The 24,376-nt window shown below is 72.9% G+C and carries 23 protein-coding genes; 8 read left to right on the forward strand and 15 right to left on the reverse strand.

Translation table 11 applies throughout. The annotated features are described in order from the left end of the window. Positions 1-315: 315 nt before the first annotated feature. From ACTWPP_RS35420 to ACTWPP_RS35430, 3 genes are all read right to left on the reverse strand, one after another. Positions 316-1,065 carry a peptidoglycan-binding protein gene (locus tag ACTWPP_RS35420; RefSeq protein ID WP_443108770.1) on the reverse strand — a complete coding sequence of 250 codons (750 nt, stop codon included), beginning with the start codon at positions 1,063-1,065 and terminating at the stop codon, positions 316-318. Beyond that, on the reverse strand, positions 1,062-1,211 hold the full coding sequence (locus tag ACTWPP_RS35425) for a hypothetical protein (protein WP_443108771.1): 150 nt from the start codon (positions 1,209-1,211) through the stop codon (positions 1,062-1,064). Before ACTWPP_RS35425 ends, ACTWPP_RS35420 begins: the two co-directional genes overlap by 4 nt. Positions 1,212-1,332: 121 nt before the next feature. Further along, a complete protein-coding gene (locus tag ACTWPP_RS35430) occupies positions 1,333-2,139 on the reverse strand; it encodes a lysophospholipase (RefSeq protein WP_443108772.1) in 807 nt (268 codons plus the stop codon). A 142-nt stretch (positions 2,140-2,281) separates the two neighbouring features. Between ACTWPP_RS35430 and moaA the strand changes: the two genes are divergently transcribed. The 3 genes from moaA to ACTWPP_RS35445 are packed head-to-tail and all read left to right on the forward strand — an operon-like array spanning position 2,282 to position 4,192. Further along, positions 2,282-3,271 (forward strand): GTP 3',8-cyclase MoaA, encoded by a 990-nt coding sequence (gene moaA, locus ACTWPP_RS35435; protein WP_443108773.1) that lies wholly within the window; start codon positions 2,282-2,284, stop codon positions 3,269-3,271. Then, on the forward strand, positions 3,271-3,840 hold the full coding sequence (gene mobA / locus ACTWPP_RS35440; RefSeq protein WP_443108774.1) for a molybdenum cofactor guanylyltransferase: 570 nt from the start codon (positions 3,271-3,273) through the stop codon (positions 3,838-3,840). Before moaA ends, mobA begins: the two co-directional genes overlap by 1 nt. Positions 3,841-3,889: 49 nt before the next feature. Continuing rightward, complete coding sequence (locus ACTWPP_RS35445) at positions 3,890-4,192, forward strand: DUF6457 domain-containing protein (protein ID WP_443108775.1); 303 nt, start codon at positions 3,890-3,892, stop codon at positions 4,190-4,192. On the opposite strand, the gene ACTWPP_RS35450 is transcribed toward ACTWPP_RS35445, so the two are convergent. Next, positions 4,189-4,434 carry a hypothetical protein gene (locus tag ACTWPP_RS35450; RefSeq protein WP_443108776.1) on the reverse strand — a complete coding sequence of 82 codons (246 nt, stop codon included), beginning with the start codon at positions 4,432-4,434 and terminating at the stop codon, positions 4,189-4,191. The genes ACTWPP_RS35445 and ACTWPP_RS35450 overlap by 4 nt on opposite strands. An 80-nt stretch (positions 4,435-4,514) precedes the next feature. Here ACTWPP_RS35450 and ACTWPP_RS35455 point away from each other — a divergent pair, with 80 nt between their 5' ends. Continuing rightward, positions 4,515-5,966 carry a DHA2 family efflux MFS transporter permease subunit gene (locus ACTWPP_RS35455; protein WP_443108777.1) on the forward strand — a complete coding sequence of 484 codons (1,452 nt, stop codon included), beginning with the start codon at positions 4,515-4,517 and terminating at the stop codon, positions 5,964-5,966. On the opposite strand, the gene ACTWPP_RS35460 is transcribed toward ACTWPP_RS35455, so the two are convergent. Together ACTWPP_RS35460 and ACTWPP_RS35465 are read right to left on the reverse strand one after the other, a co-directional pair. Beyond that, a complete protein-coding gene (locus ACTWPP_RS35460) occupies positions 5,963-7,279 on the reverse strand; it encodes an FAD-dependent oxidoreductase (protein ID WP_443108778.1) in 1,317 nt (438 codons plus the stop codon). The genes ACTWPP_RS35455 and ACTWPP_RS35460 overlap by 4 nt on opposite strands. Continuing rightward, the gene (locus ACTWPP_RS35465) at positions 7,269-8,084 is read right to left on the reverse strand and encodes a tryptophan 2,3-dioxygenase (RefSeq protein ID WP_443108779.1); all 816 of its coding nucleotides are present in this window, start codon (positions 8,082-8,084) and stop codon (positions 7,269-7,271) included. The genes ACTWPP_RS35460 and ACTWPP_RS35465 overlap by 11 nt, the downstream gene beginning before the upstream one ends. Before the next feature lie 143 nt (positions 8,085-8,227). On the opposite strand from ACTWPP_RS35465, the gene ACTWPP_RS35470 reads away from it, so the two are divergent. Further along, on the forward strand, positions 8,228-9,331 hold the full coding sequence (locus ACTWPP_RS35470; RefSeq protein WP_443108780.1) for an alpha/beta hydrolase: 1,104 nt from the start codon (positions 8,228-8,230) through the stop codon (positions 9,329-9,331). Here ACTWPP_RS35470 and ACTWPP_RS35475 read toward each other — a convergent pair. Then, positions 9,281-9,856 (reverse strand): MarR family transcriptional regulator, encoded by a 576-nt coding sequence (locus ACTWPP_RS35475; RefSeq protein ID WP_443108781.1) that lies wholly within the window; start codon positions 9,854-9,856, stop codon positions 9,281-9,283. The genes ACTWPP_RS35470 and ACTWPP_RS35475 overlap by 51 nt on opposite strands. Before the next feature lie 95 nt (positions 9,857-9,951). Between ACTWPP_RS35475 and icmF the strand changes: the two genes are divergently transcribed. Both icmF and ACTWPP_RS35485 read left to right on the forward strand, forming a co-directional pair. After that, positions 9,952-13,179: a fused isobutyryl-CoA mutase/GTPase IcmF gene (gene icmF, locus ACTWPP_RS35480; RefSeq protein ID WP_443108782.1), complete on the forward strand. Its 3,228-nt coding sequence runs from the start codon at positions 9,952-9,954 to the stop codon at positions 13,177-13,179. A gap of 49 nt (positions 13,180-13,228) precedes the next feature. Beyond that, positions 13,229-14,017 carry a helical backbone metal receptor gene (locus tag ACTWPP_RS35485; protein WP_443108783.1) on the forward strand — a complete coding sequence of 263 codons (789 nt, stop codon included), beginning with the start codon at positions 13,229-13,231 and terminating at the stop codon, positions 14,015-14,017. On the opposite strand, the gene ACTWPP_RS35490 is transcribed toward ACTWPP_RS35485, so the two are convergent. The 6 genes from ACTWPP_RS35490 to ACTWPP_RS35515 all read right to left on the reverse strand — a co-directional run bounded on the left by ACTWPP_RS35490 (position 14,011) and on the right by ACTWPP_RS35515 (position 21,045). After that, positions 14,011-14,628, reverse strand: coding sequence for a TetR/AcrR family transcriptional regulator (locus ACTWPP_RS35490; RefSeq protein WP_443108784.1), 618 nt, complete (start codon positions 14,626-14,628; stop codon positions 14,011-14,013). The genes ACTWPP_RS35485 and ACTWPP_RS35490 overlap by 7 nt on opposite strands. A 43-nt stretch (positions 14,629-14,671) precedes the next feature. Then, positions 14,672-15,427, reverse strand: coding sequence for a 3-oxoacyl-ACP reductase FabG (gene fabG, locus ACTWPP_RS35495; protein WP_443108785.1), 756 nt, complete (start codon positions 15,425-15,427; stop codon positions 14,672-14,674). Positions 15,428-15,471: 44 nt separating this feature from the next. Then, positions 15,472-16,623, reverse strand: coding sequence for an acyl-CoA dehydrogenase family protein (locus ACTWPP_RS35500; RefSeq protein ID WP_443108786.1), 1,152 nt, complete (start codon positions 16,621-16,623; stop codon positions 15,472-15,474). A gap of 121 nt (positions 16,624-16,744) precedes the next feature. Then, positions 16,745-18,766: a substrate-binding domain-containing protein gene (locus tag ACTWPP_RS35505; RefSeq protein ID WP_443108787.1), complete on the reverse strand. Its 2,022-nt coding sequence runs from the start codon at positions 18,764-18,766 to the stop codon at positions 16,745-16,747. A 148-nt stretch (positions 18,767-18,914) separates the two neighbouring features. After that, the gene (locus ACTWPP_RS35510) at positions 18,915-20,252 is read right to left on the reverse strand and encodes a protein kinase domain-containing protein (protein ID WP_443108788.1); all 1,338 of its coding nucleotides are present in this window, start codon (positions 20,250-20,252) and stop codon (positions 18,915-18,917) included. A 463-nt stretch (positions 20,253-20,715) separates the two neighbouring features. Then, complete coding sequence (locus ACTWPP_RS35515) at positions 20,716-21,045, reverse strand: DUF3099 domain-containing protein (protein ID WP_443108789.1); 330 nt, start codon at positions 21,043-21,045, stop codon at positions 20,716-20,718. Between the two features lie 70 nt (positions 21,046-21,115). Between ACTWPP_RS35515 and ACTWPP_RS35520 the strand changes: the two genes are divergently transcribed. Then, a complete protein-coding gene (locus ACTWPP_RS35520) occupies positions 21,116-21,328 on the forward strand; it encodes a dodecin (protein WP_358469490.1) in 213 nt (70 codons plus the stop codon). Between the two features lie 121 nt (positions 21,329-21,449). Here ACTWPP_RS35520 and ACTWPP_RS35525 read toward each other — a convergent pair whose 3' ends face one another. Then, entirely contained in the window at positions 21,450-22,826 is a 1,377-nt protein-coding gene (locus tag ACTWPP_RS35525) for a metallopeptidase TldD-related protein (RefSeq protein ID WP_443108832.1), read from the reverse strand. A 5-nt stretch (positions 22,827-22,831) separates the two neighbouring features. Beyond that, positions 22,832-24,331, reverse strand: a complete 1,500-nt coding sequence (locus ACTWPP_RS35530) for a TldD/PmbA family protein (RefSeq protein ID WP_443108790.1) — start codon at positions 24,329-24,331, stop codon at positions 22,832-22,834. Positions 24,332-24,376 lie beyond the last annotated feature (45 nt).

Genomic DNA, 24,376 nt, shown 5'->3' on the forward strand with positions numbered 1-24,376 from the left:
CGGCGAACGGCGTGGACGTCCGGACGCCGGCCCACTGGCTCGGGCACGCCGACCCCCGGATTCACGCTTCGGGTGCACGGGCACCTGATGCCCTCGGCGAAGGCGCGAAGGCGCGAAGGCGCGAAGGCGCGGAGGCGCGGAGGCGCAAGGCGATCTACGCGTTCTTCCGGGATCGGGGCCAGAGTGTCCCGAACGTGCCCCCTCCGAGGGGTGAGCAATCCAGAAGGGCGGGTCAACGTGATATTGATCTCGTCAACCGCTCATCCGCGTGAAGGGCCGGAGCCCTTCCGGCCCGGGCCGCGCCCGGGCCGGGGGTCAGTGGACCCGTAGGAGGACGGGCCAGGTCTTCGGTCCGACTTCGCCGTCGGCGACGACGCCGCCCCAGTTCTGGACGGCCTTGACCGCGCGCTCGGTGACCGGCCCGAAGTCGCCGTCGATCGTCACCTCGGGGTGCGACCGGGCGAGCAGGAGACCCTGCACGGTCTCGACGTGTTCGCCCCGGTTGCCGCGCTTGAGCAGGGGAAGGTCACGCATGAGGTTCTCCATCCACGATGACGAGCCTGAGGAGCCGGATCCGCCGGAGCCCCCGGATCCGCCGGAGTAGGCCGGGCGTCCGTATCCGGCGATGACGCCCGCCGAGCGGACGCGCCGCAGGCAGCGGTTCGAGGTGTTGCCCTCGATGGTCTGCAGCCGGCCGCCGCCCAGGACGCGCTCGACGACGCCCACGTGGTCGACCCGGGAGATCGAGTTGGCGCCCGACCAGTCGTAGAACACGATGTCTCCGGGGCGGCACCGGTTGACGCTCGCCGTGGTGCCCGTGTGCCACCGCCCCGCGTCGGCGAACCGCTCGGCGTGCCAGACGGTGTAAGCGTAATCCTTGCCGAAGCACACCGCGTCGTAGTTGCCCGAGTGCGCCGCCCAGTACGTGATGGCCATGTCGCACCAGGGCGTGGAGCCCCGCTTGAAGTAGTCGCCGTTGCGTGCGCCGTACCAGGCGTGGATCGGGTTGGGCTCGCCCCAGCCCAGCGACCGCCGGGCCTGCGCGATCATCCCCGCCGCGCTCACCGGGCACCGTCCGGGTCCGGGGGGCCTTCGCCCCGGTAGACGCCCTCGGCGTCCGGTTCCCCGTACAGGCTCCGGAGGACCTCCTCCTCGTCGGTCTCGGTGGCGCGGGCACCGTTCTCCGGTTCCGGCGGCAGCGGTTCGCTCATGTCATCCTCCATTCGGCGCGCCTCACGCCGGTGACGACCATAGCGACCCGTTCGCCGACCTTGCCGACTTTCCGGGGTGATCCGGTGCCTTTGTCCCCCGAAGTCCCGAAGCCCCCCGAAGTCAGCCGAGGACGCGGTCGATGAAGGCGGTGACGTCGGCGAGGACCTCGCCGCGGTTGGTCTCGTTGAACACCTCGTGCCGCGCGCCCGGGTAGATCCGCTCGGTGAGGCCGTCGCCGCGGATCGCCTCGATGCCGACCCGGGTGTCGTCCGGCCGGACGAGCCGGTCGGCCTCCCCGTGCACGGAGAAGGTCGGCAGGGAGCCGAGGGACCCGTGCTCGCCGATGCGCGCCAGCGCGGTGTCGAGGGCCTTCACGGTGGTCTTCTTGAACGGGCCGTGCCAGATGAGCGGGTCCTCGGTGTAGGCCTTGCCGACGGCCGGGTCGCGCGACAGCGTGGACGTGTCGATCGGCTCGTCGGGCATCTCGTCCAGGGGGAGCAGCTCCTCGACGACGTGCCAGCGGCCGAGCACCGGCCCCGACAGCACCAGCGCGGCGAGCACACCGCCGTGCAGCTGAGCGTACCGGGACGCGATCAGCCCGCCCATGGAGTGACCGATCATGACGACGGGCAGCCCGGGATGGTCACCGCGCGCCGACTCCACGACCGTGTGCACGTCGGCCACCACGTCGTCGAAGTCCTCGATCAGCACCCGTTCGCCCGCCGAGCGGCCGTGCCCCATGTGGTCGGGCCCGCAGACGACGGCGCCGTGCCGGACGAGGACGTCCGCGACATGGTCGTAGCGGCCGAGGTGCTCGCCGTAGCCGTGCACGAGCACCGCGGCGTACCGCGGATCGCCGTCCGCCCAGATCCTGGCGGTGATCGCTCCCCGCGTCCCCGCGAACTCCCACTTCCGCGCCGTGGTCACTCCGGCCTCCCCGATGGTCGACGGAACGTCACCGTCTCCCGCGATGCGACGGATCGTCAACCACCGGAATAGGCTGGAGTGTCCGACCGCAATTCCCGGCGGCCAGCGAGCCTGGCCCGCCGGACAGCAGGAAGGGGCGCCCGTGCTGGTCGACACCTTCGGCCGAACCGCGACGGACCTGCGGGTCTCCCTCACCGACCGCTGCAACCTCCGATGCTCGTACTGCATGCCGCCCGAGGGCCTGGACTGGCTGCCCAAGCCCGAGGTCCTCACCGACGACGAGGTGGTGCGGCTGGTGGGACTGGCCGTCCGGGAGCTGGGGGTCACCGAGGTCCGCTACACCGGCGGCGAGCCGCTGCTGCGGCGGGGCCTGCCCGGCATCGTGCGGCGGACGGGGGAGCTGGAGCCCCGGCCCCAGATCTCCCTGACCACCAACGGGATCGGGCTGGACCGGCTGGCGGCGCCGCTGGCCGAGGCCGGGCTCGACCGGGTCAACGTGTCCCTCGACACCCTCGACCGCGACACCTTCCGGCGGCTCGCGCACCGCGACCGGCTGGACGACGTCCTGAAGGGGCTGGCCGCCGCGCAGGCCGCGGGACTGCGGCCCGTCAAGGTCAACGCGGTGCTGATGCGCGGGATCAACGACCACGAGGCCGTGCCGCTGCTGCGCTACTGCCTCGACCACGGCTACCGGCTGCGGTTCATCGAGCAGATGCCGCTGGACGCCCAGCACGGCTGGACCCGCGAGAACATGATCACCGCGGACGAGATCCTGGAACGGCTGTCGGCGGAGTTCGACCTCGCGCCCGACGAGGACCACGATCGCGGCAGCGCCCCCGCGGAGGCGTTCACGATCGGCGGCGGCCCGGACACCGTCGGCGTGATCGGCTCGGTGACCAGGCCGTTCTGCGGCGCCTGCGACCGGGTGCGGCTCACCGCCGACGGGCAGATCCGCAACTGCCTGTTCGCCACCGAGGAGTCCAACCTGCGCGACGCGCTGCGCGACGGCGCCACCGACACCGAACTCGCCGACCGGTGGCGCAAGGCGGTGTGGGCCAAGCGCGCCGGGCACGGCATCGACGACCCGTCCTTCCTGCAGCCCGCCCGGCCCATGTCGGCGATCGGCGGCTGATGGCCCGGGCCGCCGGGCCGTTCGACGCGGTCGTGCTCGCGGGCGGGCGGGCCCGCCGGTTCGGCGCCGACAAGCCCGCCGCGCCCGTCGGCGGCCGTGCGCTGATCGAGTGGGCGGCCGCCGCCGCGTCCGGGGCGTCCCGGCTGATCGTGGTGGGGCCGCCGCGGGACGTCCTGGCGGGGGCCGTGCTCGTCCGGGAGGACCCTCCGGGCGCCGGGCCGGTGCCCGCGCTGCGGGCGGGGCTGGCCGAGGTGCGCGCGCCGCGGCTGGCGCTGCTGGCCGCCGACATGCCGTTCCTGCGCCCCGCCCACCTCACCCGGCTGCTGGACGCGATGGGGGACGGGGCCGGGGCGGTGCTCGTGGACGAGGACGGCCGTGAACAGTGGCTCGCCGGCTGCTGGGACGCCGGGACGCTGCGGGCGGCCCTGAACGGCTTCACGGGCGCGTCGCTGCGCGGCCTCCTCGGCCCCCTCGCGCCCGTCACGGTCGCGGTGCCGGCGGGAACCCGTCCGGCTTGGTACGACTGCGATACCCCGGAGGAACTGGCCGCCGCCGAACGCCTGCTTTGATCGTGCGAAAGTGGGCAGATTCGCCAGAACCATGCGTGAAGGGGGACCCATGTCGGTGCTTGAGGACTGGATCAACGCGGCCTGCGACGAACTGGGCCTCGAACGCTGCGACATCGACCGCGACCTGGTGCTGGACCTGGCCCGCGACGTCGCGCACGGGGTCGCGCGGCCGGGCGCGCCGCTGACGGCGTACCTGCTCGGCTTCGCGGTCGGCCAGGGCGCGCCCGCACGGGACGCCGCCGCCCGGCTGACCGAGATGGCCGAAGGCTGGAACGCCCGAGCCCGGGAACGGGCCGAGGTGCCCGAGCAGCTTTCCGGGCCGACGGGTGAACCCGTCCTCGACGACGCCTAGCCTCCGGCCGGGGGCGCGTCCCGGTCGGCGACGGGCACCACGTCCTTCAGGAAGTCGCGGCGGTCGAGGAACGCCGCCAGGCTCTCGCGGTGCGCGTCGCAGGCGAGCCAGGTCTTCCGCCGGTCCGGGGTGTGGATCTTCGGGTTGTTCCACCGCACCGCCCACACGGCGTCGGCGCGGCAGCCCTTGGCGGAACACCGCAGCGGTTCGTCGGGGCCGGTTCCCGGAGCGGAGTCGGTCATCGGTCAACTGTGGCACAGCCCGCCGGATGGAACGTGCCCGCCCCGCGTTTCACCCGGTGATCCCCGGATAGGACCCTGCCGTGCGGAGCGAGGGCTCAGGCGCCCCGGACCAGGACCAGGACCAGGACCGGGACGGGCGGCGCCGCTGGGAGGCCCTCTCGGTCTGCCTGGTCGCGGCGTTCATGACCCTGCTGGACGTCAGCATCGTGAACGTGGCGCTGCCCTCGATCCGCGACGGGCTGCACGCGTCCGAGGCCGGGGTGCAGTGGATCCTGTCGGGGTACGCGCTGACGTTCGGCCTCGTCCTGGTGCTGGCCGGGCGGCTCGGCGACGCCCGCAGCCGCCGCGCCGTGTTCCTGTTCGGGCTCGCGCTGTTCACGGCCGCGAGCGCGCTGGCCGGGATCGCCCCGACGGTCCTGTTCCTCATCGTGGCCCGGCTCGTGCAGGGCGTCGCGGGCGGCATCCTCAACCCGCAGGTCGCGGGCCTCATCCAGCAGCTTTTCCACGGCGCCGACCGGGGCCGGGCGTTCGGCGCGCTCGGCGCCGTGATCGGGATCGCGACGGCCGTCGGCCCGCTGCTCGGCGGCGGGCTGATCGCCGTCGCCGGGCCGGAGGAGGGCTGGCGGTGGGTGTTCTACGTCAACGTCCCGGTCGGGCTGGTGGCGCTGGTGCTGGCGTGGAGGCTGCTGCCCGCGCCCATCTACGGGGAACGCCAGGGTCTCGACCCGCTCGGGGTGGTGCTGCTGGGCGCGGGCGTCGTGTGCGTGCTGCTGCCGTTCGTCCAGGAACAGCAGTGGCGGAGCGACCTCAAGTGGCTGCTCGTCCCCGCGGGCGCGGCGCTGATCGCCGTGTTCGCCGCGTGGGAGCGCCGCGCCCGGACGCCGATGGTCGACCTCGGCCTGTTGCGGCTCCGCTCGTACGCGCTGGGGTCGGCGATCGCGCTTCTGTACTTCGCCGGGTTCACCGCGATCTTCTTCATCTTCACCCTCTACCTGCAGAGCGGCCTCGGCTACAGCGCGCTCGGCGCGGGTCTCGCGATCACCCCGTTCGCGGTGGGGTCGGGCATCGCGTCCGCCGTCGGGGGCCGGATCGTGGCGCGGTACGGCCGCCCGCTCGTCGCCGCCGGGCTCGCGCTGGTGCTGCTGGGCCTCGGCGCGGCGTGGGTCGCGGTCGAGCTGAAGCCCGGGAGCGGCGTGGCGTGGGCGACCGCGGCGCCGCTGCTGGTGGCGGGCCTCGGCAGCGGCCTGGTCATCGCGCCCAACCAGACGATCACCCTGTCGGAGGTGCACTACACCGAGGGCGGCAGCGCTGCGGGCGTGCTGCAGACGGGGCAGCGCGTCGGCACCGCGATGGGCATCGCCGCCGTCGGGTACCTGTTCTTCGCCACCCTCTCCCGGACGGGCGGGGACTGGGCGGCGGCGTTCCGCGACGGGCTGATCGTCATCCTGGTGTTCGTCCTGGCGGCGCTGGCGGCGGCCGTCGCCGACCTGGTCACCGGCCGCCGTGCCGGCCGCGCCGGCCGCGCCGGCTAGCGGCGGCGGAGGAGGGCGCGTGCCGTCAGCGCGGATGCGGCCGCGGTGCCGAGGACGGCTCCGGCGAGGATCAGGTTCTGGCGTCTGATCCGCGCCGGGATCTCCGCGTACGGCATCGTCGAGAACGACACCAGCTCGTAACGGGACACATAGCGTCCCGCCAGGCGCCGCTCCAGCGCGTGCGTCGCGGCCTGCTTCGCCCGGTACACCGGGGACGACACGCGGTCGCGCATCTCGATGAAGTTGTCCAGGGCCATCTCGGCGATCGCGTCGGTGTTGGGCTTGCGCCGCTCCTGGTAGAGCGACAGTGCCCGGGCCCAGTCGCCTCCGGTCTCGGTGAGGCACTCGTCGATCTCGATGCAGTCCTCGAAAGCGCAGTTGGCGCCCTGCCCGAAGAACGGGACGATCGCGTGCGCGGCGTCGCCCAGCAGCGCCGTGATGGCGCCGCCGTCCCCGAACCGGGTCCACGGCCAGCACCGGACGGTCACCAGGGACCCGACGGGGTTGTGCTCGTAGTCGGCCGTCAGGTCCGGCATCAGGCCCGTGACGTCGGGATAGTGACGCTCGAAGTAGGCGGTGACCTTCTCCGGCGTGTCCAGCGCCTCGAGGTCGGCCCTGGGCCAGAACAGCGTGCAGGTGAACGACCGGTCGAGGTTCGGCAGGGCGATCATCATCGAGGTGCCGCGGGGCCAGATGTGCAGCGCGTCCGGGTCGAGGGCGAACTCGCCGTCCCTGGGCGGGATGGTCAGCTCCTTGTAGCCGTGCTCGAGGAAGTCGGCGTCGTCGTCCAGCCCCAGGGACCGGCGGACCGCGCTGTAGGCGCCGTCCCCCGCCAGGACGACGTCGGCGGGCTCGGCGTCGGCGTCCTCCAGGAGCACCGCCCCGGTTTCGGTGTCGACGCCGGTGACGCGCTGGGAGAACCGCAGCGTGACCCCGGGCGTGGCGTCGGCGGCGTCGAGCAGCGACCGGTTGAGCTCGGCCCGGCCGATGGAGTTGATGGCGCGCTCGCCGTCCGCGCTGTACGGCTGGAAGTTCTGCCCGCCGGACAGGGGGTGCACCATCCGCCCGTGCATCGGGAGGGCCTGCTTGAGGGACCGGTCGCGCAGGCCGACCTGCTCCAGCGCCGCCAGGCCCCGGGCGGAGATCGCCAGGTTGATCGAGCGTCCGCGTTCGGCGCCGGCGACCCGCGGGTCGGGGCGCCGCTCGTACACGGTCACGGGGACGCCCCTGCGGCCCAGCAGCACCGCCAGGAGGGAGCCCGCCAGGCCCGCGCCGACGATCGCGACCCGCTCGCCGCCGCCGTCACGCGCCATGGACGGCCTCTTCCCCGGTGCCGGCCGCCTCGGTCTGCGAGCGGACCTCCCACAGGTCGGGGAAGGAGGGGGCGAACAGCGTGCTGCGCAGGTATTCGGCGCCGGCCGAGCCGCCGGTGCCGATCTTCGCGCCGATGGTCCGCTCCACCATCTTCAGGTGCCGGTACCGCCATTCCTGGATGCCCTCGTCGACGTCGACGAGCCCCTCGCAGACCTCGGCCGCGGGCCCGGTCTCGTCGGCGTAGACGGCGAGGAGCGCCTTCTGCACGCCCGGGTCGGGCTCCCAGGGACGGGACGTGTCGCGGTCGAGGGCGGCGCGCGGGACGGAGAAGCCCTTGCCGTCCAGGTAGCGCAGCAGGGAGTCGAAGATCGACGGGCGGGACACCGCGGCCTGGAGCCGCTCGTCGTCGCGCAGGTCCGAGGCGGGGAACTTGCGCCGCCCGAGGACGGCCTCGATCTCGCGGAACTGCTCGCTCTGGAATCCGCTGGAGCTTCCGAGGACGTCGCGGAACGCGGCGAACTGCCGGGGCGTCATCGTCTCCAGCACGTCCAGCTGCCCGACCACCGTCTTGAGGATCTTGGCGATCCTGCGGGCGGTGTGCAGCGATCCGGCGCTGTTGCCCTCCTCCAGCCTGCGCTGCAGCAGCCCGGCCTCGTGCAGGATCTGCTTGAACCACAGCTCGTAGACCTGATGAATGATCACGAAGAGCAGCTCGTCGTGGGCCCGGGTCTTCGGCTCCTGACAGGACAGGAGATCGTCGAGCTTCAGATAGCCGCCGTACGTCATCGTCGGCGAATCCGCCATCACGCCTCCTTGCGATACAACGGAAGTGTCCGCAGCATATGGGATCGTTCCGGCCGTCCCTGGGACGGGTACCGCTGCGGCCCCCCATATCGGGCACCCCTACGATCAGAACGGGATTCGGTATCGCGCTTTGGAGGCGCCGGATGAGCGGAATCGTCAGGGAGTTCGTGGGGCTGCCGTCGCCCCTGCTCGGCAGGGCGGGTGCGGGCGGCCACCCGTGCCAGGGCGTCTACCACCGCCCCACCGGGAACCCGCCGAAGACGGCGTTCATCGCGACCCACTACAACGTCGACTTCTCCGAGCACTACCTCGCCGAGCACCTCGCGGCGCGCGGCTACGGCTTCCTCGGCTGGAACACCCGGTTCCGCGGCAACGAGGCGCACTTCCTGCTCGACCACGCCCTCGCCGAGATCGGCACCGGCGTCCGCTGGCTCCGCGAGCACGCCGGGGCGGAGCGGATCGTCCTGCTCGGCAACTCCGGCGGCGGTTCCCTCATGGCCGCCTACCAGTCGCAGGCGGTCGAGCCCAACGTCACGCCGGTCGCCGGGATGCGGCCGGTCTCCGCCATCGAGGACCTGCCCGCCGGAGATCTGTTCATCGCCCTCGCCGCGCACTCCGGCCGTCCCGAGGTCCTCACCGCGTGGATGGACCCGTCGGTGACGGACGAGACCGACCCGCTGTCCGCCGACCCCGCGCTCGACCCGTTCAACCCCGAGAACGGCCCGCCCTACGACGCCGCGTTCCAGGCCCGCTACCGCGCCGCGCAGCGCGCCCGCAACGAGCGCATCACCGGACGGGTCCTGGAACGCCTGGACGCGCTGAAGGGCACCCGCGCCCGCGACACCCTGTTCACCCTGCACCGCACCTGGGCCGACCTGCGGATGATCGACCCGGCTATCGAGCCGTCCGACCGCGAACCCAACCGCTGCTACCTGGGCGAACCGGCCAAGGCGAACTACGGCGTGTTCGGCATCGGCTCGCTGTGCACGCTGCGGACCTGGCTGTCGATGTGGAGCCTGCGCACCTCGCAGTGCGCCGCCGCGCCGCACCTCGCCCGCATCACCGCGCCGTCCCTGGTCGTGCACGCGACGGCGGACGAATGCGTCTACGACAGCGACGCGCGCGCCGTCTTCGACGCCCTCGCCTCGTCCGACAAGACCCTCGACTTCATCAAGGACACCCACTACCTGCCGCGGTCACGCCCCTGGGTCGCCGACCTCGTCGACGCCTGGGTCCGCGACCACTGACGCGGGCCGGTCCGCCGGCGCGGGAGAGGGCTGGTCGACCTCGCCGGCGGAGACGCGGACGGCGCGCAGGGCGGTGGTGATCCCGGCGGCCTGGGCGGCGGGCAGGTCGGCGATGCCGAAGCCCGACTCGTTGAGGGCCAGCGTGGCCTCCTCGGCCAGGTCGCGCCCGGCGGAGGTGATGGTGGCCAGGACGACGCGGCGGTCGTCGGGGGAGGGGCCGCGGCCGACGAGGCCGCGCTGCTCCAGCCGGCCGATCACGTTGGTGACCGAGGCGGGATGGACCATCAGGCGCATGCCCATCTTGCCCATGGGAAGCGTTCCCGTGCGGGTGAAGGCGAGCAGGCGCAGCGCCTCATAGGCGGCGAACGTGAGCGCGTACGGTTTGAGTACGGCCTCGATCCGGCTCAGGAGGATCTGCTGGGCCCGCATCACCGAGGTGACGGCCGCCATGTGGTCGGCGTGCTCGGGCCAGCGGATGCTCCACTGGCGGTGGGCCTCGGCGATGGGGTCGGGGGTCTCGGGCACCGGACCACCGTATGCCGTCCGGAGCGTTGCGGTCTTGACCGAGTCGCGCACGGAAACTATTTTAACTTCCAAATATTGGATGTCCAAGGTTTGAGGTGGAGACGGTGACGGGGGATCTGCACGTGCCGGTGCACCCGGTGCGGTTCGTGACGGCGGCCGCGCTGTTCGACGGCCATGACGCGGCCATCAACATCATGCGGCGCATCCTGCAGTCCCAGGGCGCCGAGGTGGTGCACCTCGGGCACGACCGCTCGGTCCGCGAGGTCGTCGACGCCGTCCTGGAGGAGGACGCGCAGGGCGTGGCGATCAGCTCCTACCAGGGCGGCCACGTCGAGTACTTCGAGTACCTGTCGCGCAGCCTCAAGGAGGCCGGCGCCGAGCACGTGAGGGTGTTCGGCGGGGGCGGCGGCGTGATCGTCCACGAGGAGATCGCTCGGCTGTCCGGGGCCGGCGTGCGGATCTTCTCGCCCGAGGACGGGCAGCGGCTCGGCCTCCCGGGAATGATCAACGAGCTGGTGCGCGACTGCGACGTCGACCTCGCCGCCGAACCCGTCCCGGCCGAGGCCGTGGTGGCGGGGGACCGGCGCGCCCTCGCCCGCGCCATCACCTGCCTGCAGGCCGGGAAGCTGCCCGGAGACGCGCGGGCCGTACTCGCCGGCGCGGCGCGCGAGCGGCGGGTGCCCGTCCTGGGGATCACCGGGACCGGCGGTTCCGGGAAGTCGTCGCTCACCGACGAGCTGGTGCGGCGGCTGCGCGTCGACCAGCGGGACGGGCTGCGCGTCGCGGTGCTGGCCGTCGACCCGACGCGGCGGCGCGGCGGCGGCGCGCTGCTCGGCGACCGCATCAGGATGAACGCCCTGGACGGCGACCGCGTGTTCTTCCGCTCCCTGGCGACCCGGGGCGCGCGGGAACTGCCCGACAACGTCGAGGACATCGTCGGCGCCTGCAAGGCCGCCGGGTACGACCTGGTCATCCTGGAGACGCCCGGCATCGGGCAGGGCGACGCCGCGATCGTGCCGCTGGTCGACGTCTCGCTGTACGTGATGACGCCCGAGTTCGGCGCCGCCACCCAGCTCGAGAAGATCGACATGCTCGACTTCGCGGACGTGGTCGCCATCAACAAGTTCGAGCGGCGCGGCGGCGCCGACGCGCTGCGGGACGTGTCGCGGCAGCTCGTCCGCAACCGGGAGGCGTTCGGGCAGCGGCCCGAGGACATGCCGGTGTTCGGCACCAGCGCGGCCACGTTCAACGACGACGGCGTCACGGCGCTCTACCAGCATCTCGGCGGGCTGCTCGGCGAGCACGGGCTGGAGCTGGCGGACGGCGCCCTGCCCGAGATCACGACGAAGGTCTCCACCGGCGCCGCGACGGTCATCCCGCCCGGCCGGGTGCGGTACCTGTCCGACATCGCCGACACCGTGCGCGGGTACCACGCCGACACCGCCAGGCAGATCGAGGCCGTCCGGCGCGTCCAGCGGCTGGACGAGGTGCGCGCCGAGCTGACCGACGCGTCCGAGGTCGAAGGGCTGCTGGAGAAGGCGCGCCGCGACGTGGCCCCGGAGAACGCCGGGCTGATCGAGGGCTGGCCGGCGGTCGTGGAGTCGTACTCGGGCGACGAGCAGGTCGTCCGGATCCGCGACAAGGAACTGCACACCCCGCTGACCCGCGAGTCCCTGTCGGGCAGCAGGATCCCTCGCGTCGCGCTGCCGCGCTACACCGACCACGGTGAGCTGCTGAGGTTCCTGCGGAACGAGAACCTGCCCGGACGGTTCCCGTTCACCGCCGGGGTGTTCCCGTTCAAGCGCGACAACGAGGACCCCGCGCGCATGTTCGCGGGCGAGGGCGACCCGTTCCGCACCAACCGCCGCTTCAAGCTCCTGTCGGAGGGCCAGCCCGCGACCCGCCTGTCGACCGCGTTCGACTCGGTCACCCTGTACGGGCGGGACCCGGACGAGCGTCCCGACGTCTACGGCAAGGTCGGCACGTCCGGAGTGTCGATCGCCACGCTGGACGACATGAAGGCGCTGTACGACGGGTTCGACCTGTCGTCGCCCACGACGTCGGTGTCGATGACCATCAACGGCCCCGCGCCCACGATCCTGGCGTTCTTCCTCAACACCGCCATCGACCAGGGACTGGACGACTTCTACGAGGAACACGGACGCGAGCCGTCCGGGGACGAGGCCGCGGCGATCCGCGCGCGCGTGCTGTCCACTGTGCGAGGTACCGTGCAGGCCGACATCCTCAAGGAGGACCAGGGGCAGAACACCTGCATCTTCTCCACCGAGTTCTCGCTGCGGATGATGGGCGACATCCAGGAATGGTTCATCGCCAACACGGTCCGCAACTTCTACTCGGTGTCCATCTCCGGCTACCACATCGCCGAGGCCGGGGCGAACCCCATCAGCCAGCTCGCGTTCACGCTCGCCAACGGGTTCACCTACGTCGAGTCGTACCTGGCGCGCGGCATGGGCATCGACGACTTCGCGCCCAACCTGTCGTTCTTCTTCTCCAACGGCATGGACCCCGAGTACAGCGTCCTCGGACGTGTGGCCCGCCGCATCTGGGCGGTGGCCATGCGCGACCGGTACGGCGCCAATGAGCGCAGCCAGAAGCTCAAGTACCACGTGCAGACGTCCGGGCGCTCCCTGCATGCGCAGGAGATGGACTTCAACGACATCCGGACGACGTTGCAGGCCCTCATCGCCATCTATGACAACTGCAACAGCCTGCACACCAACGCCTACGACGAGGCCGTCACCACGCCGACGGCGGAGTCGGTGCGGCGTGCGCTGGCGATCCAGCTCATCATCAACCGCGAGTGGGGCCTGGCGATGAACGAGAACCCGCTGCAGGGGTCGTTCATCATCGACGAGCTGACCGACCTGGTCGAAGAGGCCGTCCTGGCGGAGTTCGACCGCATCAGCGAGCGCGGCGGCGTGCTCGGCGCGATGGAGACCGGCTACCAGCGCGGCCGGATCCAGGACGAGTCGATGCTGTACGAGCAGCGCAAGCACGACGGGTCCCTGCCGATCGTCGGCGTCAACACGTTCCGCAGCCCCGGCGCGGGCGACGGGACGCCGGACACGATCGAGCTGGCCCGCGCCACCGAGGAGGAGAAGCGGTCCCAGCTCGACCGGGTCCACGGCTACCAGGAGGCGCACCGCGACGACGCGCGCGAGGCCCTGGCCGCCCTCCAGGACGCGGCACGGTCGGGCGAGAACGTGTTCGCGGTGCTGATGGACGCGGCACGCGTGTGCAGCCTCCAGCAGATCACCGACGCGTTCTTCGAGGTCGGCGGGCAGTACCGCCGCAACGTATGAGCGAAGCGAACCCGGGGGCGTGGGGGGCGTCCCCTCACAAGGAGCACGTATGAGCCCTTTTGACGACACGGGGGTCCCTGTCCCGGTCCCGGACCGGGTGCGCCGCGTCGTGTCGATCGTCCCGTCCCTGACCGAGACCGTCGCGGTCACCGCGCCGGGCCTGCTGGCGGGCGCCACCGACTGGTGCACCCACCCCGCCGACCTGGACGTCCCGCGCGTCAGGGGCACCAAGAACCCCGATGTGGAGCGGATCGCGGAGCTGCGGCCCGACGTCGTCCTCGGCAACACCGAGGAGAACCGTCCCGCCGACGTCGAGGCGATGCGCGCCGCCGGGATCCCGGTGTGGATGACGGAGATCCGCACCGTGGACGAGGCCCTGGCGTCGCTGCGCCGCATGCTCGCCGAGGCGTGCCGGGTCCCCGTGCCGGGCTGGCTGGACGAGGCGTCCCGTGTCTGGTCGGACGTCACGCCCGGCGAACCCCGCACGGCCGTCATCCCGATCTGGCGGCGGCCGTGGATGGTCGTCGGCCGCGACACCTTCACGGGCGACGTCCTGTCCCGGCTGGGCGTGTCCAACGTCTACGCGGGCCACCCCGACCGGTACCCGAAGATCGCGCTGGACGAGCTGAACGCGGCCGGCGCCGACCTGGTCGTCCTGCCGGACGAGCCCTACCGGTTCACCGCCGACGACGGCCCCGAGTCGTTCCCCGGCATCGACGCCGCGCTCGTCGACGGCCGGTACCTCACGTGGTACGGCCCGTCCCTCGCCGCCGCCCCGGCGGCGCTGTCGCGGCAGCTCGCCGCCGCCTCGCGCCGCCCGGCTCCCGGGAGTCACTGACCGGCCTGCTCACCGCCGGGGGCCGGCCCGCGCGAGAACATGGCCTCCACGCAGGCGGCCATGCGCCCGTCCAGTTCCTCCGCGGGAAGGTCGATCTCCCGCGCCAGGTGCTCGCGCAGCAGCGTGTACCCGTAGATCGTGGACGCGATCGCCGCCTGGACGGCCTCGACGTCCTCGACGGGGAGTTCGCCGCGCGCGGCCTCGGCGGCGAGGTCCTCCCGGCTCGCGCCCCGGTTGAGCAGCACCCGGGGCCGGTCGTCGCCGTCCAGCACGAGCAGCGACGCCAGGACGACCGGCTCGGGGTTGCGCAGGCTCGTCCAGAACAGCCGCGCCAGCCGCTTGCGCAGCGGGAGCCCGGCCGCGTCCACCGCGTCCTCGGCGTTCGGCCGGGACCGGTGGAACAGCGCCGAGCGCAGCAGCGCCCGCCGGGACCCGAAGTACTGGTAGACCAGCCCGCGGTTGACGCCCGCCTCGTCGGCGACCTGCCGCAGGTTCAGCCCGGCGAGGACGCCGCCGCGCCGCAGCAGCGCGATCGCCGCCGCGCGCAGCGACTCCTCGGTCGCCTCCCGGTCCCGCGCGGGTCCCTCCCGCCGGGCCGTCCGCGTGGTCACGTGCGGCGCCTTCGTGGGTGGACGGCCCCCCACGCCCCCCGGCTCATGCCCTCGGGCCGCCGGCCACGTAGATCACCTGGCCGGACACGAACGAGGCGTCGTCGCTCACCAGGAACGCCACCGTCCCGGCGATGTCCTCGGGGACGCCGACGCGCCGGACGGGGATCTCCTTGGCGGCCGCGGCCTTGAAGTCCTCGAAGTCGACGCCGACGCGGGCGGCGGTCGCGGCGGTCATCTCCGTCGCGATGAATCCGGGGGCGATCGCGTTGGCGGTCACGCCGAATCTGCCCAGCTCGATCGCGAGCGTCTTGGTGAAGCCCTGCAGGCCCGCCTTGGCCGCCGAGTAGTTCACCTGCCCGCGGTTGCCGAGCGCCGACACCGACGACAGGTTGACGATCCGGCCCCATCCGGCCTTCGTCATGTGCTCCTGCGCCGCGCGGCTCATCAGGAACGAGCCGCGCAGGTGCACCGACATGACGGTGTCCCAGTCGTCGTCCGACATCTTGAACAGCAGGTTGTCGCGCAGGACCCCGGCGTTGTTGACCAGGACGACGGGCGGGCCGAGCTCGTCCGCGACGCGCGCGACGGCGGCGGAGACCCGCGCGGAGTCGGCGACGTCCACGCCGACGGCGAGGGCCCTCCCGCCGGCCTTCTCGATCTCCGTCACGGTGCCGGCGCAGGCGGCCTCGTCGAGGTCGCAGACCGCGACGGCGAACCCCTCCCGGGCGAGCCGGACGGCGGTGGCGGCGCCGATGCCCCGCGCCGCGCCGGTCACGATGGCGACCCTGGTGTCGGTCATGTCCCCTGCCCTTCCACGTCCCTGCCACTCATGTACAGGGCCTCTCAAACCTGGATGTCCTTGGCGATGATGGTCTTGAGCACCTCGCTGGTGCCGCCGTAGATGCGGGTGACCCGGGCGTCGGCGTACAGGCGCGCGATCGGGTACTCGAGGATGTAGCCGTAGCCGCCGTGCAGCTGCAGGCACTTGTCGACGACGCGGGCCTGTACCTCGGTGCAGAACAGCTTGCACACGGCGGCGTCGGCGGGGGTGAGCTCCCCGGCGTCGAGGGCCTCGATGCAGCGGTCGACGAGCGAGCGGGCCGCCTCCACCTCGGTGGCGCACTCGGCGAGGACGAACTTGGTGTTCTGGAACGACGACACGGTCTTGCCGAAGACGGTGCGGTCCTGGACGTACCTGCGGGCGAACTCCACGGCCGCGGCCGCGGACGCGTAGGAGCTGGTCGCGATGCCGAGCCGTTCCTCGGCCAGGTTGTGCGTCAGGTACTCGAACCCGCGGCCCTCCTCGCCGAGCAGGTCCTCGGCGGGGACGCGGACGTCGGTGAACGACAGTTCGGCGGTGTCGGAGCTGCGCAGCCCGATCTTCTCCAGCTTGCGGCCGACCGCGTAGCCCTCGCTCCTGGTGTCCACCGCCAGGATCGACAGGCCCGCCCGGCGGTTCTCCGGCGTGGCCGGGGACGTGCGCGCGACGACGAGCACCCGGTCGGCGAGGACGCCGCCGGTGATGAACGTCTTGGCGCCGTTGAGGACGTAGTGGTCGCCGTCGCGCTTGGCGGTGGTCTGCATGCCGGCGAGGTCGGAGCCGGTGCCGGGCTCGGTCATCGCGATGGCGGTCATCATGTCGCCGGACACGAACGGCGGCAGCCAGCGCTTCTTCTGCTCCTCCGACCCGTACTTCAGCAGGTAGGGCAGGACGAGGTTGACGTGCACGCCGTAGCCGCCGAAGCTCACCCCGGCGCGGGCGCACTCCTCGGAGACCACCGCCTGGAACTTGAAGCTCGTCTCGCCCGCGCCGCCGTACTCCTCGGGCACCTGGATGCCGAACACGCCGAGTCCGCCGAGCTTGTTGTAGAAGTCGCGCGGCGGATGGCCGGCGTCCTCCCACTCGCCGTAGACGGGCGCGACCTCCGCCTCGATGAACGCCCGGATCGTCTCCCGGAACGCCTCATGGTCCTCGTTGAACACGGTGCGGCGCACGCTGTGCCCCTTTCGCTGCGCAATTAACAGAACGCTAACCTAACTCGAATCGAGTTCTAGAATCAAATACGAGTCAGGGGGTTCCGTCCGGCCGCCCAGCGGATCCCGGAGGGGCGGGGGCTCAGCAGTCGGGTTCGCAGACCCGCTGGGACAGCGCCTTGAGGAAGAGGGCCTGGACCTGCCCCGGCGTCTCGGCCACGTACGCGTCGCCGCCCGTCAGCCGCGCGATCCGCCGGAGCTCGCCGACGTCCACGCCTTCGCCGAGACCGAACATGTTGATCTGCACGGGACGCTCCGAGTCGTACGCGCGGCGTATGTGGTCGAGAGTCGCGGGCAGCGAGGGACCCTCCTTGTCCTCGTTCTTCCCGTCCGTCCACAGCAGGATCGAGTTCACGTACTCCGGCTTGTAGGTCCGCTTCATGTGGTCGAACGCGGCGATGGTGGTCTCGTACAGCCCCGTGCCGCCGTCCTCCTTCACCCTGGTCTGCGCGAACGCGCTCAGCACGAGCTGGCGCCGGGTGGCCGAGCCGAGCCGCTCGTCCAGCGGCCCCACGCTCACCAGCTCCCGCCAGTCCCGCTCGCCCTCCAGCTCGGTGGAGAACACCCACTGGCCGAGCTCGCTGTCGTCCGGCAGCAGCGACAGCCCGTTCTGCGCCGTGCGGATCGTGGACTGCAGCCGCGTGGCGCCGGGCGCGATCTTGCGGTCCATGGACCCGGAGATGTCGATGATGCTCAGCATCCGGATGCTCAGCGAGAGCTGCGCCCACTGCTGCATGGTGCGCTTCACCTCGGCCGCGGGCGTCGGCGGCAGCGCCTTCGGCGCGCGCCCGGCCAGCCCGGTCTTCGCGGAGAACGCCGGGGGCGCGGTGCCGTCGGGCGTCCGGAAGCCCAGCCTGCGCACGTCCTCGCGGGTGGCGGCGCTCGCCAGCTCCTCGTGCAGCAGCCGGGCCGCGCCGACCTTCCCCGGCTCCTCGGTCAGGACGGTGACGGGGTGGTCGAGGAAGACGGTGCCCTCGGCCGGGTACACGGCGACGGCGATCTCGGGGGGACGCTTCGCGTTGTACGCGAACACCGCCTGCTCGGGCGCCAGCGCCACGGGATAGCGCTCGCCCGTCTCCTGGCCGAACGCGGCGAACTCCGCCTTGACCGATGCCGCGATGCCCTCGCGGAACGTCCGCACCACGCCGGTGAACACCGCCTGGCCCTGCGGGTCGTCCGACAGCAGCGCGTCGGCCAGCATCAGCGTGCCCATGCCGGTGGCGGTCCGGTCGGGGTCGGGGATCTGCAGCCGGAACAGCCGCGGAGGGATCGCGCTTTCGGTGGGCGCGGACCCCTGCTCGGCGTTCTCCGCCGTGCCCGCCGCCGCCAGCAGCTCCCTCCACGACGGCTGCGCGGGCGCCCCGAGGTTGCGCAGCTGCGCCGCGAGCCCGCGGGGCATCGCCAGCACGATCGGAGTCGACGCGATGCCGCCGAGCCGGGTGAAGTTCGCGGTGGCCCCGGCCCGGTCGGATTGCCCGACGAGCTTGGTCCACAGGGACGAGTCGGGGATCCACACGTCCGGCTTCTCGGTGATGCCCGCGACCCCCTTGCCCGACAGGAGCGTCGCGACGGCGGCCGGGTCGGCGGACCGCACGCTCGCGACGGCGCACTTGCCGGCGACCTGCCGGCGGGCGTCGTTGAAGCGTTTCGTGGCCCGGATGACCGCCGGGGCGACGTCCGGCGCCGCCGCCACGCTGATCGTGAGCGCGCCGTCGTCCGCGCATTCGCCGCCCGACGCGGTGAGCGCGTACGCGCCGATGCCGGTCAGCATGACGAGCCCGACCGCGCCGGCCAGCGGGCCGAGCAGGATGCCGCCGAACTTCCTCGGCGCGCGGGGTCTCTTGCGGCCCGGCCTGACGGCGGCGTGCGCGGGCCCGGGGGGACGGGACGCGCGGGCGGGCTTCTCGAAGGCGTTGAACGGCCGGTCCGCCGCCGTGCCGCCCGCGCCGCCGCCCGGCGGCCTCCCGCCCGCGCCGCCGTCCGCCCGGCCGGAGGGCGCGCCGCCCGGGTGGGAGGCGCCCAGGAAGGTGTAGGGGGCGTCGGGATCTCCGGTCTCCGACAGGTTCCGGGGTGCCCACTCGGGCACGTCGTCGTGTCCGTTCATCGCCGATCTCCGTTTCCCGGGCGGGGGCGCCGGGGCATGGCGCACCGCATGGTGAAAGCCGCCCGATGAGACACATGGACGATGTGTCTCAGCCGGGCCAGGTGTGATGTTCGTCTCATCGGCGTCTTCCGTCAAGTGGTTCGGCGGGTCAGGACTGGACGGGAACCTCGGCGAGCAGCGCGGAGAGCCCCGCAGCGCGTTCCGGTGAGACGTCGTGCGGGCCGCGTCCGCCGAGCTCCGCCCGCAGCCGCGCCACCCGGCGGCCGAGATCCACCGGCGCTCCGCCGTCCACCTCGTTCATCAGCGTGGTGACCTGGGTGGCGAGGTCGCTGCCGAACCGCGGCCCGACCTCGCCCTCCGCCATCCCCACGTCGATGGCGCGCCGCATCCGGGCGAGCGTGCTCACCGCCGCCTCCCGTGTGCCGGCCGCAGGGGCCGCCAGGCCCGGCGGGTCCGCGGGAGCCGCCGGGCCGGACGGCGCCGGTGAGCGGCCGTCCGGGCCGGGCGTGGAGCCCGCCGGGGGCGCCGCCGCCGGCCGGCTCGGCAGCGGCGGCGGCGCGACCCCGCGCGGCGCGTCCCGCAGCGACACCGAGATCACCGCGAGCGGGGTCAGGACCACCGCCAGCACCGCCGCGCCCGCGCCGCCGATCAGCATCGCCCGCCGCGTGCGTCCCAGCCCGCACCACCGGGACACGCCCCGCGCCGCGCCCCGGCCGCCGGCGCCCTCGCCGGGCGGGACGGCCGTCCGCGCGGCGTGGGAGGCCGGCGCCCGGGCCACGTCGGCGGCCGGGGGACGGTCGCCGGGTTCGGCGGCCCGGCAGCGCTCCGCCAGCTCCGCCGGCGGCTCCACGTCGGCCGGGCCTGCCGGCGCGGCCGGGGCGGGCACGTCGGCCGCCGTCTCGGACCGCGGTCCGGATTCCGGGTCGCCGGTCAGGCACTCGGTGAGGATCCGGCCGAGCGCCAGCACGTCCCCGGCCCGGCCGGCCTCCTCTCCGGGCCCGCCGGTCGCGCCGGTGACGCCGAGGCCGAGGAGCTTCACCCCGTCCTCGGTCAGGAACACCTGCCCGGGCCTCAGATCGCCGTGGACGATCCCGCAGGCGTGGACGGCCGACAGTGCGTCGGCGAGCTGCGCGCACACGCTGACGGCCTCATGAGCGGCGGGCAGGCCCCGCGCGAGGCGCGCCGCGAGGGACTCGCCGCTGAGGAACTCCGTCACCACGTACGTCAGCGCGTCATCGCCGGGGCCCTCCGCCTCGCCGTAGTCGTAGGTGGTCACGATGTTGGGATGGGTGAGCGCCGCCGCGGCGCGGGCGGCGTCCCGGAGCCGCCGCCGCAGGTCGCGCCGCGATCGCCGGACGCCGACGAGGGTCACGGCGACGCGCCGGGCGAGCAGTTCGTCGTGTGCGCGCCACACCTGGGCCGCGCCGCGCCGCGAGACGCGGCGCTCCATCCGGTAGCGGTCGTCCAGCCGGAATCCTGGGTCCACGGGACCTCCCCTCGGGCGCGGGGATGGTGCTATCGCCGCTCAGAGGTACGCAGCGCGCCCCGGAATGGATCGGTCCGCGTCCAGGTCGTTCTGACGGACGGTGCCCGGCCGGAAACGCCGCGCTGCACACGGATTCGCGGGCGGAAGGTTCGGTTCGGCGGGATTTCGGGTCATGGCCGGAGCAGGCCACCGCCGGGGCTTGCCTTTTCGCCCGGATGTGCTTGGGACCGGGACCGGCCGTCAAGGGCGGGTCGCGGGAGGGTCATCGGCGGCCCTGGGAAGTGCCATCGCAGGACCCCGGATATGAAAAGCGGCGCCGGGTGGATACGGGGGCAATCCACCCGGCGCCGCATCATCGGTGTTCCGACGGGGGCCCGGAACACCGGCACGGGCGCTCCGACGGGGGACCAGAGCGCCGGTACAAATCGTACACCGAAACCCCCCGCGGTTAGTCAAGAGAATGTCACGACCCGATTTCCGGTCGCTGTCCGGAAACCGGCTTCTGTTCCGGCTTCCCGGGGTCTTCGAAGGTCGCCGAGGCCGTGGGCTCGCGCCCGCCGTTGGCGAAGATCACCGCGACGTAGGGCAGGAGCAGCGCCCCGGCCACCAGAACGAGCACCGCCCACGCCGGCGCGCCGGCCACCGCGGCCAGTATCGCGCCCACGAAGCACGCCGTCCGGACGCCCATCGACACCAGGTACCGCCGCTGCCGGTACCCGATGTCCTCGGACATCGGACGGGGAGCGTCGGTGACCGTGTAGACGTCCGGCTCCCGATGGTGATTGACCTTCACCATTCCACGGTAAGCCCAAGGAGTCCGGCTGGCGACACCAGTACGGGTCAAGACATTCGGAGGGAACGAGATGACCGATCGCACGTACCGGGTGACGGAGATCGTGGGAACCTCGCCGGAGTCGGTCGAGACCGCGATCCGCAACGGCGTCAGGCGCGCCTCGCAGACCCTGCGCCACCTGGACTGGTTCGAGGTGACCGAGGTCCGCGGCCAGATCGAGGACGGTGAGGTCGCCCACATCCAGGTCACCATGAAGGTCGGCTTCCGCCTGGAAGACGCCTGAGCGGCGGCGGCTTCGAGCACGCGGCACGTCACGGCCGGAGGCGGCGGCTCCGTTGCGGTGAGCCGCCGATGCCGGGTGTCGGTTCGGCGGCCCGTCCCCCGCCGCCGGCCGTGGCGAGCGCTCAGGTCGCCCGGCTCACCGTCGACATGTGGAAGTCGGGGACGCGCAGCGGCGGCATGGCGGCGCGGGTGAAGTAGTCGGACCACTCGCGCGGCAGCGTCGGGCCCGTCTCGCCGACCTCGGTGAGGCGCGACAGCAGGTCGACGGGGCTTTCGTTGAACCTGAAGTTGTTCACCGCGCCCACGACCTCGCCGCCCTCGACGAGGTAGACGCCGTCGCGAGTGAGGCCGGTCAGCAGGAGGCTCTGCGGGTCGACCTCGCGGATGTACCACAGGCACGTCAGCAGCAGCCCGCGTTCGGTGCGGGCGACCATCTCCTCCAGGGACGCGCCGCCGTCCGGCCCGGTCATCGCCAGGTTGTCGACCGGCGGGGTGAGCGGCAGCCCGGTGCGCTCCGCCGAGTGCCGTGTCTGGGTGAGCGAGGTGAGGGTGCCGCGGCTGATCCAGTCGGTGGCCCCGAGCGCCAGGCCGTTGTCGAACACCGACGACTCGCGGCTGGAGGCGTGCGCGACGACGAACGGGGCGCACTCCAGGCCCGCCGCGGCCGGGTCGCTGGACAGCGTGACGGGCAGGCTCGCGAGCTTCTCGCCGACCCGGGTGCCGCCGCCGGGGGCGCTGAACACCGTCCGGCCGTCCTGGGCGTCCTGGGCGCCCGCCGACCAGTACAGGTAGATCATCAGGTCGGCGACGGCGGACGGCGGCAGGATCGTCTCGTACCGGCCGGCGGGCAGGTCCACGCGCCGCTCGCCCCACTCCAGCCGCCCGGCGAGGTCGCCGGTCAGCGCGGCGACGTCGACGTCGGTGAAGTCGCGGGTGCCGGTGCCCGCCCACGCCGAGCCGCCGGCGCCCTTGGCGTTCAGCTCCAGCAGCCCGGTCGGCTGGTCGTGACGCAGCCGCAGCCCCGCCGAGGTGCCGAGGAACGTCGAGGTCAACATTTGGTTGGCGAACCCGTACAGGCGCCGGTCGCCGGCCTGCGCGGCGGCGAACGCCTCGCCGAGCGCGGGCGCGAACTCCTCGAACACGCCGATGCCGGTCTCGGCGGGGTCGTCGTCCCACCCGGCCGCGGACGGCGCCCCGGTGATCAGCGGGGCGGCGTCCTCGGCGTCCTCGTTGCCGGCGGCGTCGGCCTCGGCGGCGCGCACCAGCTCCTCGATGCCGCCGGCGGCGACGGCCGACCGCGACACGACGCCCGCCGCGACGCCGTCGGCGGTGTCGCGCAGCGCGATGACCGTGAGGCGGTTGGAGCGGGTCACGCCGTTGGTGGTGAGCGTGTTGCCCGCCCACCGCAGGTTCGCGGTGCTCGACTCGTCGGCGATGACGATGCAGTCGTCGGAGCGGGACAGCGCCAGCGCCCGCTCGACGGCCTCCTGCGGCCTGATCGTGGTCACTGTCCGGCCTCCTCCAGGGCGTTGAGGATGTTGACGCCGCGGAACAGCGCGGACGGGCAGCCGTGGCTGACCGGCGCGACCTGTCCCGGCTGGCCCTTGCCGCAGTTGAACGCGCCGCCGAGCACGTACGTCTGCGGCCCGCCGACGGCCTCCATGGAGTTCCAGAAGTCGGTCGTGGTGGCCTGGTAGGCGACGTCGCGGAGCTGCCCGGCGAGCCGCCCGTTCTCGATCCGGTAGAACCGCTGCCCGGTGAACTGGAAGTTGTGGCGCTGCATGTCGATCGACCAGCTCTTGTCGCCGGCGATGTAGATGCCGCGGTCGACGCCGGAGATCAGCTCGTCGGTGGACGGGCCGTCCTCGGCGGGCTTCAGCGAGACGTTCGCCATCCGCTGGATCGGCATGCTGGACGCGGCGTCGGCGAACGCGCAGCCGTTGGAGCGGCCGGCGCCGGTGAGGCGGGCGATGCGGCGGTCGGTCTGGTAGCCGGTGAACAGCCCGCCGGAGACGATGTCGAACGACTGCGTCTCCACGCCCTCGTCGTCGTAGCCGATCGTGGCCAGGCCGTGCTCGGCGGTGCGGTCCCCGGTGATGTTCATGACCTTGGAGCCGTACTGGAGGTTCCCGAGCTTGTCGGGGGTGGCGAACGACGTGCCCGCGTAGGCGGCCTCGTAGCCGAGCGCCCGGTCGAGTTCGGTGGCGTGCCCGATCGACTCGTGGATCGTCAGCCACAGGTTCGACGGGTCGACGACGACGTCGTACACGCCCGCGTCGACCGACGGCGCGGCGAGCTTCTCGGCGAGCAGCTCGGGGATGCGGGCCAGCTCGCCGTCCCAGTCCCAGTGCTCCCCGGACAGCCACTCCCACCCGTACCCGGCCGGAGGCGCGAGCGTCCGCATCGTGTCGAACAGGCCGTCCCTGACGCCCACGGCGTTCACCACCGGGTGCAGCCTGACGCGCTGCTGGGTGGTGACGGTCCCGGCGAGGTCGGCGAAGAACTTGTTCTCCTTCACCTGCAGCAGCGTCGCGTCCACGTGGTCGACGCGGTCGTCGCCGAGCAGCCGGCGGCTCCAGCCGGACAGCAGCGCCACCTTGTCGGCGGTCGGCACGTCGAACGGGTCGATCTCGTACGCCGAGATCCAGGTGCGCTCGCCGTGCACCGGTTCGGGGGCCAGCTCGATGGGTTCGCGGTTGACCGCCCTGGCGACCGCGGCGACGTCCACGGCCCGGGCGGCGACGCGGGCGGCGCCCTCGGGCGTCAGGTCGATGCCGGCGGCGAAGCCCCAGGTGCCGTCCTTGACGACGCGGACCGACAGGCCGACGTCGTCGGCGTCCAGGGCGGTCTCCAGCGCGGCGTCGTACAGGCGGAGCGTCTGGCTGCGGATGCGCTCCAGGCGGAAGTCGGCGTGCTCGGCGCCCAGCGCCCGGGCGCGGGACAGGGCCGCGTCGGCCAGCGCGCGAGCCGGCAGCGCGGTGAAGGCGGGATCGATGTCATGCACCCTTGGGAACCTACCCGCCGCGCCCGGGAGGGCGCCCGAACAAAC

Origin of the sequence: Actinomadura sp. 3N407 (genome assembly GCF_052245875.1) — a bacterium.
In the GTDB taxonomy this organism is placed as follows: Bacteria; Actinomycetota; Actinomycetes; order Streptosporangiales; family Streptosporangiaceae; genus Spirillospora.

Bases quoted from the DNA above. Each gene is read 5' to 3' on its own strand.
- ACTWPP_RS35470 (WP_443108780.1), top strand. From the start codon at position 8,228: ATGAGCGGAATCGTCAGGGAGTTCGTGGGGCTGCCGTCGCCCCTGCTC.
- ACTWPP_RS35460 (WP_443108778.1), bottom strand. From the start codon at position 7,279: ATGGCGCGTGACGGCGGCGGCGAGCGGGTCGCGATCGTCGGCGCGGGC.
- ACTWPP_RS35485 (WP_443108783.1), top strand. From the start codon at position 13,229: ATGAGCCCTTTTGACGACACGGGGGTCCCTGTCCCGGTCCCGGACCGG.
- mobA (WP_443108774.1), top strand. From the start codon at position 3,271: ATGGCCCGGGCCGCCGGGCCGTTCGACGCGGTCGTGCTCGCGGGCGGG.
- ACTWPP_RS35450 (WP_443108776.1), bottom strand. From the start codon at position 4,434: ATGACCGACTCCGCTCCGGGAACCGGCCCCGACGAACCGCTGCGGTGT.
- ACTWPP_RS35465 (WP_443108779.1), bottom strand. From the start codon at position 8,084: ATGGCGGATTCGCCGACGATGACGTACGGCGGCTATCTGAAGCTCGAC.
- ACTWPP_RS35520 (WP_358469490.1), top strand. From the start codon at position 21,116: ATGACCGATCGCACGTACCGGGTGACGGAGATCGTGGGAACCTCGCCG.
- ACTWPP_RS35425 (WP_443108771.1), bottom strand. From the start codon at position 1,211: ATGAGCGAACCGCTGCCGCCGGAACCGGAGAACGGTGCCCGCGCCACC.
- ACTWPP_RS35445 (WP_443108775.1), top strand. From the start codon at position 3,890: ATGTCGGTGCTTGAGGACTGGATCAACGCGGCCTGCGACGAACTGGGC.
- fabG (WP_443108785.1), bottom strand. From the start codon at position 15,427: ATGACCGACACCAGGGTCGCCATCGTGACCGGCGCGGCGCGGGGCATC.
- ACTWPP_RS35505 (WP_443108787.1), bottom strand. From the start codon at position 18,766: ATGAACGGACACGACGACGTGCCCGAGTGGGCACCCCGGAACCTGTCG.